19 protein-coding genes are annotated in these 12,932 nt (G+C 40.4%); 8 read left to right on the top strand and 11 right to left on the bottom strand.

The window, feature by feature from the left end; genetic code table 11:
• The first annotated feature begins 92 nt into the window (after window positions 1–92).
• Genes crcB (V1L66_RS09845) through V1L66_RS09835 form a run of 3 tightly spaced genes read left to right on the top strand, consistent with a single transcriptional unit; the run spans window position 93 to window position 1,143 of the window.
• Window positions 93–455: a fluoride efflux transporter CrcB gene (gene crcB / locus V1L66_RS09845; RefSeq protein ID WP_409072221.1), complete on the top strand. Its 363-nt coding sequence runs from the start codon at window positions 93–95 to the stop codon at window positions 453–455.
• Window positions 452–781 carry a fluoride efflux transporter CrcB gene (gene crcB / locus V1L66_RS09840; protein WP_036077247.1) on the top strand — a complete coding sequence of 110 codons (330 nt, stop codon included), beginning with the start codon at window positions 452–454 and terminating at the stop codon, window positions 779–781. Before crcB (V1L66_RS09845) ends, crcB (V1L66_RS09840) begins: the two co-directional genes overlap by 4 nt.
• 14 nt (window positions 782–795) lie before the next feature.
• Window positions 796–1,143, top strand: a complete 348-nt coding sequence (locus V1L66_RS09835; protein ID WP_016994590.1) for a hypothetical protein — start codon at window positions 796–798, stop codon at window positions 1,141–1,143.
• Window positions 1,144–1,173: 30 nt separating this feature from the next.
• On the opposite strand, the gene V1L66_RS09830 is transcribed toward V1L66_RS09835, so the two are convergent.
• The 3 genes from V1L66_RS09830 to V1L66_RS09820 form a co-directional block, all read right to left on the bottom strand.
• On the bottom strand, window positions 1,174–1,875 hold the full coding sequence (locus V1L66_RS09830) for an NAD-dependent deacylase (protein ID WP_333003895.1): 702 nt from the start codon (window positions 1,873–1,875) through the stop codon (window positions 1,174–1,176).
• Between the two features lie 54 nt (window positions 1,876–1,929).
• The gene (locus V1L66_RS09825) at window positions 1,930–2,574 is read right to left on the bottom strand and encodes a TRIC cation channel family protein (protein WP_339280048.1); all 645 of its coding nucleotides are present in this window, start codon (window positions 2,572–2,574) and stop codon (window positions 1,930–1,932) included.
• A gap of 210 nt (window positions 2,575–2,784) precedes the next feature.
• Complete coding sequence (locus V1L66_RS09820; RefSeq protein WP_333003897.1) at window positions 2,785–3,711, bottom strand: helix-turn-helix transcriptional regulator; 927 nt, start codon at window positions 3,709–3,711, stop codon at window positions 2,785–2,787.
• 162 nt (window positions 3,712–3,873) lie between these two features.
• On the opposite strand from V1L66_RS09820, the gene modA reads away from it, so the two are divergent.
• Both modA and modB read left to right on the top strand, forming a co-directional pair.
• Window positions 3,874–4,659, top strand: coding sequence for a molybdate ABC transporter substrate-binding protein (gene modA, locus V1L66_RS09815; protein ID WP_333003898.1), 786 nt, complete (start codon window positions 3,874–3,876; stop codon window positions 4,657–4,659).
• 3 nt (window positions 4,660–4,662) lie between these two features.
• The gene (gene modB, locus V1L66_RS09810; protein ID WP_333003900.1) at window positions 4,663–5,319 is read left to right on the top strand and encodes a molybdate ABC transporter permease subunit; all 657 of its coding nucleotides are present in this window, start codon (window positions 4,663–4,665) and stop codon (window positions 5,317–5,319) included.
• Between the two features lie 37 nt (window positions 5,320–5,356).
• Here the strand turns inward: modB and moaD are convergent, their stop codons facing one another.
• From moaD to V1L66_RS09785, 5 genes are read right to left on the bottom strand one after another with little or no spacing between them, the layout of a single operon-like run.
• Complete coding sequence (gene moaD, locus V1L66_RS09805) at window positions 5,357–5,590, bottom strand: molybdopterin converting factor subunit 1 (protein WP_016991645.1); 234 nt, start codon at window positions 5,588–5,590, stop codon at window positions 5,357–5,359.
• Window positions 5,587–6,063 (bottom strand): molybdenum cofactor biosynthesis protein MoaE, encoded by a 477-nt coding sequence (locus V1L66_RS09800; protein ID WP_333003903.1) that lies wholly within the window; start codon window positions 6,061–6,063, stop codon window positions 5,587–5,589. Before V1L66_RS09800 ends, moaD begins: the two co-directional genes overlap by 4 nt.
• A complete protein-coding gene (mobB, locus tag V1L66_RS09795) occupies window positions 6,060–6,584 on the bottom strand; it encodes a molybdopterin-guanine dinucleotide biosynthesis protein B (RefSeq protein ID WP_333003905.1) in 525 nt (174 codons plus the stop codon). Before mobB ends, V1L66_RS09800 begins: the two co-directional genes overlap by 4 nt.
• The gene (gene glp / locus V1L66_RS09790; protein WP_333003907.1) at window positions 6,548–7,837 is read right to left on the bottom strand and encodes a gephyrin-like molybdotransferase Glp; all 1,290 of its coding nucleotides are present in this window, start codon (window positions 7,835–7,837) and stop codon (window positions 6,548–6,550) included. The genes mobB and glp overlap by 37 nt, the downstream gene beginning before the upstream one ends.
• 13 nt (window positions 7,838–7,850) lie before the next feature.
• On the bottom strand, window positions 7,851–8,867 hold the full coding sequence (locus V1L66_RS09785; protein WP_026023324.1) for a thiazole biosynthesis adenylyltransferase ThiF: 1,017 nt from the start codon (window positions 8,865–8,867) through the stop codon (window positions 7,851–7,853).
• Window positions 8,868–8,974: 107 nt separating this feature from the next.
• Between V1L66_RS09785 and V1L66_RS09780 the strand changes: the two genes are divergently transcribed.
• From V1L66_RS09780 to moaC, 3 genes are read left to right on the top strand one after another with little or no spacing between them, the layout of a single operon-like run.
• The gene (locus V1L66_RS09780; protein WP_016991649.1) at window positions 8,975–9,469 is read left to right on the top strand and encodes a molybdenum cofactor biosynthesis protein B; all 495 of its coding nucleotides are present in this window, start codon (window positions 8,975–8,977) and stop codon (window positions 9,467–9,469) included.
• The gene (locus V1L66_RS09775; RefSeq protein WP_333003910.1) at window positions 9,466–10,056 is read left to right on the top strand and encodes a molybdenum cofactor guanylyltransferase; all 591 of its coding nucleotides are present in this window, start codon (window positions 9,466–9,468) and stop codon (window positions 10,054–10,056) included. The genes V1L66_RS09780 and V1L66_RS09775 overlap by 4 nt, the downstream gene beginning before the upstream one ends.
• Window positions 10,049–10,531, top strand: a complete 483-nt coding sequence (gene moaC, locus V1L66_RS09770) for a cyclic pyranopterin monophosphate synthase MoaC (protein ID WP_016991651.1) — start codon at window positions 10,049–10,051, stop codon at window positions 10,529–10,531. Before V1L66_RS09775 ends, moaC begins: the two co-directional genes overlap by 8 nt.
• Window positions 10,532–10,581: 50 nt before the next feature.
• Here the strand turns inward: moaC and moaA are convergent, their stop codons facing one another.
• The 3 genes from moaA to V1L66_RS09755 are packed head-to-tail and all read right to left on the bottom strand — an operon-like array spanning window position 10,582 to window position 12,774.
• Window positions 10,582–11,598 (bottom strand): GTP 3',8-cyclase MoaA, encoded by a 1,017-nt coding sequence (gene moaA / locus V1L66_RS09765; RefSeq protein WP_333003913.1) that lies wholly within the window; start codon window positions 11,596–11,598, stop codon window positions 10,582–10,584.
• A complete protein-coding gene (gene fdhD, locus V1L66_RS09760; protein ID WP_036077271.1) occupies window positions 11,599–12,414 on the bottom strand; it encodes a formate dehydrogenase accessory sulfurtransferase FdhD in 816 nt (271 codons plus the stop codon).
• Window positions 12,415–12,426: 12 nt separating this feature from the next.
• The gene (locus V1L66_RS09755) at window positions 12,427–12,774 is read right to left on the bottom strand and encodes a DUF2294 domain-containing protein (protein WP_004230595.1); all 348 of its coding nucleotides are present in this window, start codon (window positions 12,772–12,774) and stop codon (window positions 12,427–12,429) included.
• Between the last annotated feature and the right edge of the window lie 158 nt (window positions 12,775–12,932).

The raw sequence follows: 12,932 nt of genomic DNA, 5'->3' as shown, positions 1-12,932 counted from the left end.
ATTTTGGGACATAACTTGAATTGAAATATTTCTAAAATTTTTGTCTCATGATACACTTTCTTTATAGTCATTTTCAGTAAGGGGTTTTTATGTTGAGGTCATTTCTAGCGGTGGGAATTGGTGGAATTCTTGGTGCCATCTGGCGATATAGCCTTAGTCTCGCCGTTCCAAATACAGAAGTATTTCCATTCACAACACTGTTTATAAATTTACTAGGCTGCTTTTGCCTAGCATGGCTTTTTACTTCTTTTATAAAACGCACACCTATTATACTAGGAATAGGTACAGGGTTTTGTGGAGCTTTTACTACCTTTTCGACATTTTCCTTAGAGACACTATTACTCCTAGAAAATAGCCAGTGGCTACAGGCTGTACTCTATGTTACAGTAAGTGTTTTAGGTGGATTAGCCTGCACATGGCTGGGAATACGATTTGCTAGGGGGCGTATTGCATGATGTTAGTCGGAATTGGTGGTTTTTTTGGCGCTCTTTCTAGATTTTATTTAGGAAAATTACTTGTACATCCCTATCCATGGGCCACTTTTATTATTAATAGTACAGGCTCCTTTGCCCTTGGTTTCTTATTTGCCCTACATCTTAGTGATTGGTTATGGCAATTAATTGGCATAGGTTTTTTAGGAGCCTACACAACTTTTTCTACTTTTGGATTTGAATGTCTACAGCTTATAGAACAACAAAAATGGAGACAAGCCATTAGCTATATTGCCAGTACCTTGTTAATTGGCATACTTTGTGCAGCTATTGGTTATCTAGTCGTATAAAAGAGGGTGAACTAGTGACACAGCCATCAAAGGAGTTACTACAGGAATTAGAAGTTGAAATAGAGCAAACGCTCTATTCATTGATTGACCTAGAGTTAGAAGAAAATTACGCTACCATGAATACACAATTTGCCCAATTACTTGCCAAGGTTCAGGCTGCCCAGTTAATTGATTACAAGCTAGATGTTCTCGTTGAACCTCAAGCTTTTGCAACTGAAACTTGTATTCTTTTACAGAGCCTCATAGAAGCAAAGGCGAGGCCCAATAAAAGACATAAGCTGTTAACACATCGCATGATTTTGAAAATATGGTTACGAAAAAATCAACGATTCATGAGGGAGTTTCTACCTCAAATGTTTTAGGCGCCACTTGAATTTGCAAGGGCGCCTTTTTTATATTTGTAGTTGTTGCAACACTTCTTTTATTTTTCCCTTCACTGTCAGATCAAATGGGGTTGTCTGCTGTGAAATATCTAAATTAATATAAACGGTTTTTCCTGTTGTCATCATAGGTAGTTGGTTGACGGGATATACCTCAAGGCTCGTTCCAATGACAAGGACAAGTTCAGCTGTTTTGATTGCCTCCATTGAACGGTGCCAACTTGCTTGTGGTAGGCTTTCTCCGAAGAGCACAACATTTGGACGAAGTTTCCCACCGCAATGGGCGCAACTAGCCTTATTCAAGAAGCTTGCCATGACAGCCGCCTGCTGGCAACGATGACAACGAATAGACCGGATCGAACCATGTAACTCCTCGACAGATTGACTTCCTGCCAATTGGTGAAAACCATCCACATTTTGAGTAGCGATTAGAGACACTAGACCTCTTTGTTCCCAATCAGCTAATATATGATGTCCCTCATGGGGAGCCACCTTTTCTAGGTTTTCGATACGTGTTTTATAAAATTCATGAAATAATGAGTAATGATCTGTTAATGCTTCCGTTGTCGCGACAGTTCTTGGATCCATTTGTTTCCACCAACCAGATGCTGAACGGAAATCAGGAACCCCACTTTCCGTTGACATGCCCGCTCCTGTTAGAATCACTGTATTATTTGAGGATAGTAACCACTCACGTAAACATTCTATTGTCATTTTCCCCCTCCTTTTTTCGAATTAAAACTACCTTCACCTATTTCGACAATCAACCTATTTTTCCTTTGCATCGTTATAGAAATGTTTAAAAGGAAGCTTCCATTTTAATTTATTATTCACCGATAACATGCGAATCACTACTATAAAAATAACTATGATCGACAATTCAAGCGGACTGTCCCACCCCAACCATATACAAAGGGCACATACAAATGTTAGGACGGCATGAATTTCTTCTCGTAATGCAAGCGGCGCTCTACCAGCTAACAAATCTCGCACCATGCCTCCGCCAACACCAGTAAACATCGACGCTATAATAATAATGCCGAGGTCGTGATGCAAGCTTTTTGCTAACAATCCGCCTTGTATTGCGAAAGAAGCTAGGCCAATCGAATCAAAGAAATAGCCCCAGCGGTTCCAGTGATGAATCCAGTTCCTTTTGACAAATAAAATGGTCGTCAGCGTGACTAAAACGACTAATAAGGATTGCCGTTCCCATATATCTGACACAGGGATATCCAGTACAACGTTGCGGATAATGGAACCACCATAAGACGTTGTCAGACCAAGCACAAATATGCCAATAAAAGAATAGTTGGCCTGTAACGCTACAAATGCTCCACTAATGGCGTAGGCAATAATGCCAATGATATGTAATACCGACCATGTCACATCATCCATCTCCTTTTTACTATACAAAAAAGCCCACCATAAAATAGTTGCGCATTGAGTACGCAAGCTATTTTATGGTGGGCTAATATCCTAGCAGTAGTACCTACTAATTTATCCATCTCACCATGTATCATAAAAAATATAGCGGCTGAGCCATACTAAATGACACAACGACCATAAAATTTCCTAGTTAGAATTGTAATTGATTTTTTTATTAAACTCAATATGAATTTTTGATTATAGCGTTTCATACATGACTTGGCCCATTAAAGAGACGTCATAATCTCCTAATGCAGCTACTTCAGCTTGGAAATCAGGTGTCTTTAAAATCTCCTTCACCATATCGATGAGTGGTTGATTTTCTGGTGTTTTTAATAACACAATATCGTAACGTTCAGTGACCATTGGTATAAAATCGACCTGAATAAGCTTGGCAATTTTTTCAATGCCTATCCCAACATCTGCGCGTCCATTGGCGACAGCAGAGGCGACATTGAGGTGGCTCATTTCTTCATGGGCATAGCCTGCAATCGTGGATGGTGCGATACCGTGAATGCGCAATTGCTCATCTAACAGAGTACGAGCACCTGAGCCTTTCTCACGGTTGATGAATGTGAATGTCTTTGTTTGAAAATCTTCAAATGAACGAATTTCCAACGGATTCCCCTTTTGAACATAGAAACCCGCTTTACGTGATACAACATTGATGAGAACAAAGGCATGACTGACAAAGATTTTTTTTACATAAGGGGTATTATAATCTCCTGTATCCCCATCAAACATATGCAAGCTCGCAATATCACAGTCTCCATGATACAGTGCCATCACACCATTAAAACTACCTTCATGTGAGCGTAATACTTTTGAAGAACGCCGTTTCTCGATATATTTTGCTAAAATATCTAGCACTAAATCTTGCCCACTCACTATAATTTTCGCATGATTTTTAGTCGGAGTGGCTATGGAAGCCTGTGCAGCAGCTGGCGTACTACCTGTTTTCCGTTTTTGTATATAGGCTTGCAAGTCAGCACGATCTACCCGCATTTGCCGGCCTACGCGAAAAACTGGCAAATCACCCTTCTTCACTAAATCATAAATTGTTAATTTTGAAACCTTTAAAAATTGTGCAACCTCTTCAATCGTATAGGATTGTTCTTGTGACATGTAAAAGTTCTCCTCCTATAAGCCTCTATTTTCATGGTAACGTATTTATAGCCTTATGAACATCTTGACATTTTGTACCCTTACTAACTTTCTTTTTTATTTATATCTGATTATAATTAGTTATGTCTTGTTATAACGAGTTATAAAAGGAGTATATTTATAGTGAAAAAATTTTATCGTTTATTTGCGACACTGTTCGTACTAGTTGGTCTAGTAGCAGCCTGTGGTAACCAAGAAAAAGAGGCGGCAACAAACGAACCTGTGGAACTAACGATTTCTGCGGCAGCTAGTCTACAGGATGCCTTAGAAGAACTGAAAACAATTTATGAAAAACAACACGATACAATCAAAATCCTCTATAACTTTGGTGGTTCAGGTGCATTACAGCAACAAATTTTACAAGGGGCTCCTGCAGACCTTTTCTTTTCAGCGGCGGAGGATAAATTCGATGCGCTTGTAGAGAAAGAAATGATCGATCTAAAGCTAGGAACGGATCTTTTAGCCAATGACTTAGTATTAATCGTGCCTAAAAACAATGAAAAGCAAATTCAATCCTTTGAAGATTTACAACAAGCAGGAAAAATTGCACTTGGTACGCCCGAAACGGTTCCTGCTGGGCAATATGGTGTGGACACATTAAAAACGATGCAACTTTGGGATGCACTCGAATCAAAAGTAGTGTATATAAAAGATGTACGCCAAGTACTTACTTATACAGAAACAGAAAATGTGGATGCTGGGATGGTCTATAAAACAGATGCCCTTGTCTCTGATAAAGTCAATGTCGTGGCAACTGCCGATGAGGCGATGCACGCACCGATTATTTATCCTGTAGGTGTTCTAAAGGCAAGTAAGCATGCGCAAGAGGCGAAGGATTTTTATCACTTCTTACAAAGTGATGAAGCGATGGATGTCTTTGAAAAGTATGGATTTAAAGGGGCTCAATAAAAGATGAGTACCGATTTTTGGTCTCCACTTAGGCTTTCGATCGAAATTGCCTTTGTTGCAGGGATCATCGCTATTATAGCAGGGATTTTAATGGGAAAATGGATGGCAACTCATGATTTTAAAGGCAAGCTAGTGCTAGAAACGGTGTTGCTATTACCATTAGTATTACCTCCTACAGTAGTCGGTTTCCTGCTTATCGTCATGTTCGGGAAAAATAGTATGTTAGGACATTTCATTATCTGGCTATTCGATCAACCTATCATGTTCACATGGTGGGCGGCGGTCATCGCTTCTACAATCGTTGCCTTTCCATTAATGTATCAATCGGCTAAAACTGGCTTTGCCTCTGTCGATCGAGATATTGAAAATGCGGCACGTGTGGATGGAGCGAATGAATGGCAGGTTTTTCTTTATGTATCCATTCCCCTTGCATCAAAGGCACTTGTTTCTGGTGGGATTCTAAGTTTCACACGAGCTTTGGGTGAATTTGGAGCGACTCTCATGTTTGCAGGGAATATTCCAGGGAAAACACAAACAACACCACTAGCAATTTATATGGCAATTGATTCTGGAAACATGACCCTTGCCTGGGCATGGGTTTTGTGTATGATTGCTATTTCCTTCCTTTTGCTTCTTAGTATCCATATCCTGAAAGTATAAAAGAGGTAGTTGGCTTAAGCCAACTACCTCTTCTTGCTCATCCCCCACTGATCGGTGGAATAAAGGCGATTGTGTCACCAGATTTGACAATCGTTGTATCCGTAGCAAATTCCTCATTAACAGCTGTCATGATCTGTTGTAATGATAGCTGAGGATAATGCTTTTCCATCCATTCTTTTAACTGCGCAACTGTCACATCTGACAGCTCTATTGATAGCTTTGACTCACCAAGTGCTTCCTGTAGGTGGGCAAATAATAAGATGTTAATCACAGGTTTTCCTCCTCCTGAATAGCTGGTTTCCCTTGCGGATAAGGAACATTTTCTAATTGGTCACCAATCCACCCTGTCCCGTCCTCCCAATGTTCTTTTTTCCATATGGGCACAATCTGTTTTATGCGATCAATTGCATATTCATTCGCCATATACGCTATTTTACGATGCGGTGATGACACTGCAATCACGACAGCAATATCAGAAATAGCTAAATGGCCAACACGATGGGTGATGGCCACTTTTGCTTCTGGCCACTCTTCTTGTATTTCCTTCGCAATCTGTTCAAACATTTTAATCGCTATCGCTGGATAGGCTTGATATTCCAAATGCAATGTTTTTTTACCATTCGTCATTTCGCGCACTGTGCCGATGAATAATGTAATGGCTCCAGCATTTCGACTAAGGACTTTTTGTCTTACTTCCTCCACATCTATTGGTTGATCGATAATTTCAAATAACGCTGTCGTCATCGTTTTTCCCTCATTTCTGCCAATAAAAATTCCATATATTGTGTTTCATCATGAATCGAAAAAGCAGGGATTGTTAGGAATGGATCGAGTGGATAGCTTGGCCAATAAATCACACAGAGGATATTGGTTACTTGCTGTAGCAGTATTTGGTCCTCAGGCGTGCGCAGCAACACAACCTTCGGATAATGTTCATTTTTATATCCTTCGATCAGCATGATATCCATAGAAAGAGAATCATAGATCGCTAGTATTTCAGCCAATTGCCAGCTATTTTGGTGAATGCTCATACGTAAAGTACCCGCCCCCTCCACTGCTGTGACAGCTGCGCCTGCTTGCTCATGACGACTGCTATCCTTCGAGGTTTCGATCATCGGTACACCACCATGTCCGTGATGCTTTATGGTTCCTACTCTTAGCTCTTCCATTGTAGCCTGCTTGATCAATCGCTCCATCAATGTCGTTTTCCCACTATTTTGATAGCCAACTATCTGTAAGATTTTTCGATATTGTCCCAAGGCCACTCACTTCCTTGCAAATCTTCTAGCAAAAGGACATCCACTTGCATACCCTTTTCATAGCCTCTAGAGCCACCTGGTAAAACAATGAACGCATTGGCTGTCGCTAAAGATGAAACTGCACTCGATTTATCGAACCCAGATGGGACAGTTACGAGCTTCCCTTTTACATATTCGATACGAGCTCGTACAAAGCGTGTAAAGGGATTCGGCTTTGTAAAATCAGCCCCTAAAATCGCTTGCTCTCTGCGTAAATGTGGTTGAGAATGCCCATATGCAGAACGTATAATCGGACGTACAAATAGCTCAAAGCCAACATAGCAGGCTGAAGGATTACCAGAAAGACCAAATAATAATTTGCCGTGGCGAGCAGCAACCGTTGTCACACTACCTGGACGCATCGCTATTTTATTAAACAATACCTTTGCATCAATCGCCTCGTAAATAGCTGGTAAATAATCATAATCACCTACAGAAACGCCACCCGTTGTAATTAAAATATCAACTTCCTGTAGGGCCTTTTCAACACGATCAATACATAACGCAAGATCATCGCTCAACTTGCCAAAATATTTCACTTCTGCTCCAGCACGCTCAATTTGCGCCATCATCATATAGGCATTACTATTGCGAATCTTACCTGGCTGTAAAGCTTCACCTGGCTCTAGTAATTCGCTACCAGTGGCAAGCACACCAATAACTGTTTTACGATAAACAGGTACTTGCTCATAGCCAAAAGTAGCAAGCAGTGCCATCACCCCTGGATTAATCGTTTGCCCTTGCTCAATGAGGACAGTCCCTTTTTGTATATCTTCTCCTCTATAGGAAATGTTGCTTCCTGCTTCAAAAGGTCGTTTAATCGACATATACTTTTGATGATTTTCTTCGAATGTATGGGTTAATTCTAGCATAACCACTGCATCACAGCCTTGAGGTATTGGTGCCCCGGTCATAATGCGGACAGCTTGGTGATCGCCAACTACCTCTTCAAAAACATAGCCTGCCCCAATTTCTCCAACGACTTGAAAACGGACTGGATGCTGTGAGGAGGCTTCCTTACTATCGACGGAACGAATGGCATAGCCATCATACGGCGAACGATCAAAAGCAGGTACATCATGATCGGCTCTAATAGCTTGTGCTAGAAAACGTCCATGTGCTTGCGTTAATGGCACATGCTCCTTTTTTGCTTGAAAGGCATAGTCCATTACACGATGAACGGCTTCTGCCACAGGAATTGGTTGTCTTTTTTCTACCATTTGGCACACTCCCTTAACCTAATAAACGATAATAAATGCTTTTGGCTTTCTGAATATCTTGTATACCATGTATTACAACTCGCCCATCTTGGAAAATAACGATTCGGTAATCGTCCGCTTGGCAAGATAGCAAATAAGGATTGACCTGAACTTCCCCATTGGAACGGAGTTGGTTTGCTAGCTGGTCGAGCGAATAGTGAATAGGCTTAGGTGGTCGAATTTGTACCGCGTCTCGGCCACAAAGGATCTGTAATTTCGTTTGATTTTCATAGGAGAGATAGGGATAGGTCGGCTGATCACCACAAGATGGACAATCAAACTGCCTTATTTTCTCCACATTGATTTCATAGTGTTGATTTTGCCAAACATCAAACGTTAAGTAGCTTTTTCGTAAGGCTTTGTCATCTCCAACAAGCAGTTTTAGAACCTCTGCCACTTGATAAGCGGCAACAATTTGAACTGCTGGACTAATAATGCCAACGGTATCACAAGTCATCCCTGTATGGGGCATCACCTTTAATAAGCAATGCAAACAGGGCGTTTTGCCTGGCACAACCGTGTAAGTTGCACCATAACTACCAACACAAGAGCCGTACACCCAAGGAATACGATACTTTTGCGCAAGGTCATTCATGACAAAGCGAACATCAAAATTATCGGTCGCATCAACCATCACATCTACATCTTCTAGTAATGGTAGCAAAGTCTCTGTGCAAGCATCCATAATGCCGACATGAATTTCTACCTCTGTGTTTATTTGTTGGAGACGCTTTTTAGCTGCGATAACTTTGGGCATTTTTTCTTGTGCGTCTAGCTCTGTATATAATTGCTGTCTTTGTAAATTACTCCACTCAACATAATCACGATCAATGAGGGTCAGCCTGCCAATACCCGCTCGCACAAGCGCTTCTGCACTAGCACTCCCCAATGCCCCCGCCCCTATGATAAGGACGTGTTTTTGTTGGAGGGATTGTTGCCCTGTTTGTCCGATAGGGTGAAATAATTGTTGTCTAGAATATCTATTTTGCATACGTATGAGGCCTTTCTTTCTATGAATTTTCGTTTGACCTTTTCATTTATAGCATTATAATAAAAGCAATGTTTTTTAGCAAAAACGCATTTGAAGGAGGTCTTACTGTGCATCCAACACATCAGCAGCAATCAATTCAAGTTGCCATTTTAACGGTCAGTGATACACGCACAAAGACAGATGATCATGCTGGTCAGCGTATTCAGTCCTTTCTACAGGAAGCTGCATTTGAAGTTGTAGACTACCAACTAACAAAGGATGAACCGCTCGATATCGCTCGTCATGTTAAAAATTGGTGCAGCGATCCAACAATTAATACCATTATCGTTACTGGTGGAACAGGGTTTACACCAAGAGACCAAACCTATGACACCATTCTGCCTCTGTTTGAAAAAGAAATGATGGGGTTTGGTGAATTATTTCGAATGCTCAGCTATGAAGAAATTGGCCCAAAGGCGATGTTTAGTCGTGCCACCGCTGGAAGTCTTCAGCAAACAGCCATTTATGTTTTACCAGGCTCCACAAATGCAGTGACTTTGGCTATGTCGAAGCTCATAGTACCTACTGTCCAACATTTTGTCGGTGAGCTGAAGCGCTTATGAAAATTGCTGGTATTGTGTTAGCTGGTGGTCAATCCTCTCGCTATGGTCAGCCAAAAATGTTTGAGATGTTTGCTGGACAGCCATTATATAAACATAGTCTCATAGCCCTGCAAAAAAATCAGCTAGATCCTCTTATTATCGCTACAAATGCGCACTTACAACATCAGTTTGGACAGGAAAATGTCCAATGGGTCATTGAAAAGCAGCCACATCAAGGCCCTCTTTTTGCTTTACATCATATCATGACAGCCTATCCTGATGTGGATTGGTTTTTTGTCGTAGCGAGCGATATGCCTTATATGAATGCAAAATTTATCCAAAAAATGGTAGGTCTGATTAATGACACTTATGATGCCATTGTTCCGACGCAAGCACTACGCGATCAGCCATTAGCTGCATTATATCGACGTACTGCTTTACCAAAGGCGACACAATTAACGGCACAAAATAAACGAAGTATGAAAGTGCTTTTAGAGCAACTTCGTGTCTGTTATGTCCCTTTTGATGACAATAGCTCAACTTTTATCAATATCAACGCACAACAAGACTGGTCACAAACAAGTAAAAAGGAGTTTAATGATGAATAATTTTACACACTGGAACGAAGAAGGTCGCCCTAAAATGGTCGATATCTCCGCAAAAGAAAGCACGACACGTACAGCCATTGCACGCAGTACGATTCTTTTATCTGATGCGGTCTATGAAGCCATCCAACAAGGTGGCATTAAAAAAGGTGATCCGACGCAAGTTGCGCAAATTGCAGGGATTATGGGCGCTAAAAAAACAGCTGATATCATTCCCATGTGCCATCCCATCATGCTACAGGGCACGGATTTCCAGTTTGACTATGAAAAAGCAGAGAATGGCTATGAGCTCCATATTCAAGCCACTGTTAAATGCAGTGGAAAAACGGGTGTTGAAATGGAAGCGCTCACTGCTGTGTCTGTCGCTGCACTAACTTTTTATGATATGTGCAAAGCCGTTGATAAGACGATGGTCATCAAAGAAACTTATCTTGTTGAAAAAACGGGTGGGAAAAGTGGCACTTTTGTGCACAAATAAACAGAAAAAATTCGGCATTATTGTGCCGATTTTTTTCTGTTTTTTACTCGCTACCCCCCAATATGAGACATTTCAATTTTTGACGTTTTTCTTTTTGCCATCGTTTGTTCATTGCGTTCATCTGAATAACGATCATTTCTTGTTTCCCAAACGTTCGTAATGCACTTGATGATGGCAGCATCATCTTGCCCTGAACGTAACAATTCCCTTAAATCCGTGCCTTCTGTTGCAAATAAACAAGTGTATAATGACCCTTCTGCAGAGAGGCGAGCACGTGAGCAATTGGAGCAGAATGAATCCGTTACAGATGAAATTACACCAATCTCACCTTGAGCATCTTGATACTGATAACGCGTCGCCACCTCTCCTTTATAATTGGGCGCTAATGGTTGTAACGGCGTAAACTGATGGATTTGCTCAATGATCTCTTTTTTGGACACCACATCATCCAAGCGCCAGCCGTTCGAATTCCCTACATCCATATATTCAATAAAGCGTAGAATATGTTGCTTTTCTTTAAAAAACTGTGCCATGGTAACAATATCTTGTTCGTTTTTCCCTTTTTGAACAACCATATTAATTTTTACTTGTAAGCCCGCTTCTGCAGCCTTTTCAATTCCCTCTAACACTGGCAATACCTTGCCTCTATGACCATTCATCTCGAAAAAACGCTCATCATCAAGTGAATCTAAACTAACAGAAACTCGAGCTAAGCCTGCCTGTGCCAATGGCTGCGCGTATTTTTTTAATAACGAGCCATTGGTTGTTAAAGCAATATCTTCTACCCCTTTTATGCGGTGAATACGGGCAATTAATTCGGGTAAATCACGACGTAGCAAGGGTTCCCCACCTGTAATCCGTATTTTTTTCACGCCCAATGAAACAAAGATTTTTACTAATCGTTCAATTTCATCAAAACTTAATATTTTATCAGACGGTAAAAATGCGTAATCTGGACCAAATACTTCTGCTGGCATACAATAGCGACAGCGAAAATTACAACGATCTGTCACGGATATTCTTAAATCTCTTAACGGTCTGTGTAATTGGTCTTGTAGATTCGTCATTTAATCTCCTTCTTTCAATTCATTAGCTGGTAATAGGATGCGTTGTGGGTGTGTATAAATATTCAATGTCTGTTGCCGAATAAAACCAACCGTCGTAATACCAAGCTGCTCTGCTAATTGCAATGCTAATTCGGTTGGTGCTGATTTAGATAGCACGATGGCACAGCCTATTTTGGAAACCTTTAGTAAAATCTCCGATGATATTCGTCCGCTAAAGACGATAATTTTATCTTCCATACGGATGTTGTTGCGTAGGCAAAAGCCGTAAATTTTATCCAAAGCATTATGACGTCCAATATCCATGCGACTTAGGACGATGCCATTTACATCACATAGTGCAGCATTATGCACGCCACCTGTTTTCTTAAAAATATCGGCACTCTCCTGCATCGCATGCATTAAACGGAAACAATCCCCAGTCGTTATTTGCACATCGACTTGATCCATTTTTTTCGCTACTAATGCATCATTCGTAAACACAAACCCTTGTCGACTCATCCCACAGCAAGACGTAATATAGCGCTTGTTTTGCGTCTGTTGGTAATAAGGATTAATATGCTTTGTTTTAATATGCACAAAACCCTCTTTCTCTTGGTGCCAAATTTCCTCAATATCCTCAAAACTACGAATCACTCGTTCAGAAGCTAAGTAGCCAATCACCATATCTTCCACATACTCTGGTGTACATACCATCGTGACAAATTCTTGCTGATTAATTTTTACGGTCACAGCGTATTCTGAAACAATTAAATCATCCATTTCTGTCACTTGTTGTCCTTCAACACGCACAATTTTTCTTGTCATTGCTCGATCCATAAAGCATCTCCTTTATTCACTGATATGCTTTTCAAAAACAAAGACGGAAATCGCAAAATCCTCTTCAATTTTAATATCTGAAAATAAGTGAAGTAATTTGCTGCCCATCAGTTCTTCCATACCCTCTGGTGGCGATTGTCTATATAAATCTTGAATCATACTCGTCCTTGCAGCATGCACCATTTTCAGCCCTTCTGGTGTACTGGCAATAAATTTTTCTGTCGGAGTGATATTTCCGTATAAGGTAGATACAGCCATATTCTCGACAAAAACGGTATGAATACGTTCTGGACCTTTACCGAATACTTCCTTTCTTAACTTTCGAATCATGTCATTAAATTCATGGATTTTTTTAGACATAGCAACGATTCTCCCATCATAATTAAACTTTTTTAGGCAAATGGTTATGTAGGCCACCCTTACAGTTTGTTAATGATATAGCAACTTTTAAAAAAATAAAAGAGAAAATACTTTTTGATAATAATTCTCATTTAATAAATTTTAGATAAATATTGTTC

The organism is Lysinibacillus sp. IITD104, from assembly GCF_036698265.2.
GTDB lineage: Bacteria > Bacillota > Bacilli > Bacillales_A > Planococcaceae > Lysinibacillus > Lysinibacillus boronitolerans.
Note: the sequence above shows the minus strand (reverse complement) of the source record. Positions and strands in the feature narration are given on the sequence as shown.

Excerpts from the sequence above, each read along its gene's own strand:
- crcB (WP_036077247.1), top strand. The coding sequence starts at position 452 with ATGATGTTAGTCGGAATTGGTGGTTTTTTTGGCGCTCTTTCTAGATTT.
- V1L66_RS09830 (WP_333003895.1), bottom strand. The coding sequence starts at position 1,875 with ATGACAATAGAATGTTTACGTGAGTGGTTACTATCCTCAAATAATACA.
- V1L66_RS09820 (WP_333003897.1), bottom strand. The coding sequence starts at position 3,711 with ATGTCACAAGAACAATCCTATACGATTGAAGAGGTTGCACAATTTTTA.
- modB (WP_333003900.1), top strand. The coding sequence starts at position 4,663 with ATGAGTACCGATTTTTGGTCTCCACTTAGGCTTTCGATCGAAATTGCC.
- V1L66_RS09800 (WP_333003903.1), bottom strand. The coding sequence starts at position 6,063 with ATGACGACAGCGTTATTTGAAATTATCGATCAACCAATAGATGTGGAG.
- glp (WP_333003907.1), bottom strand. The coding sequence starts at position 7,837 with ATGGTAGAAAAAAGACAACCAATTCCTGTGGCAGAAGCCGTTCATCGT.
- V1L66_RS09785 (WP_026023324.1), bottom strand. The coding sequence starts at position 8,867 with ATGCAAAATAGATATTCTAGACAACAATTATTTCACCCTATCGGACAA.
- V1L66_RS09775 (WP_333003910.1), top strand. The coding sequence starts at position 9,466 with ATGAAAATTGCTGGTATTGTGTTAGCTGGTGGTCAATCCTCTCGCTAT.
- moaC (WP_016991651.1), top strand. The coding sequence starts at position 10,049 with ATGAATAATTTTACACACTGGAACGAAGAAGGTCGCCCTAAAATGGTC.
- moaA (WP_333003913.1), bottom strand. The coding sequence starts at position 11,598 with ATGACGAATCTACAAGACCAATTACACAGACCGTTAAGAGATTTAAGA.
- fdhD (WP_036077271.1), bottom strand. The coding sequence starts at position 12,414 with ATGGATCGAGCAATGACAAGAAAAATTGTGCGTGTTGAAGGACAACAA.
- V1L66_RS09755 (WP_004230595.1), bottom strand. The coding sequence starts at position 12,774 with ATGTCTAAAAAAATCCATGAATTTAATGACATGATTCGAAAGTTAAGA.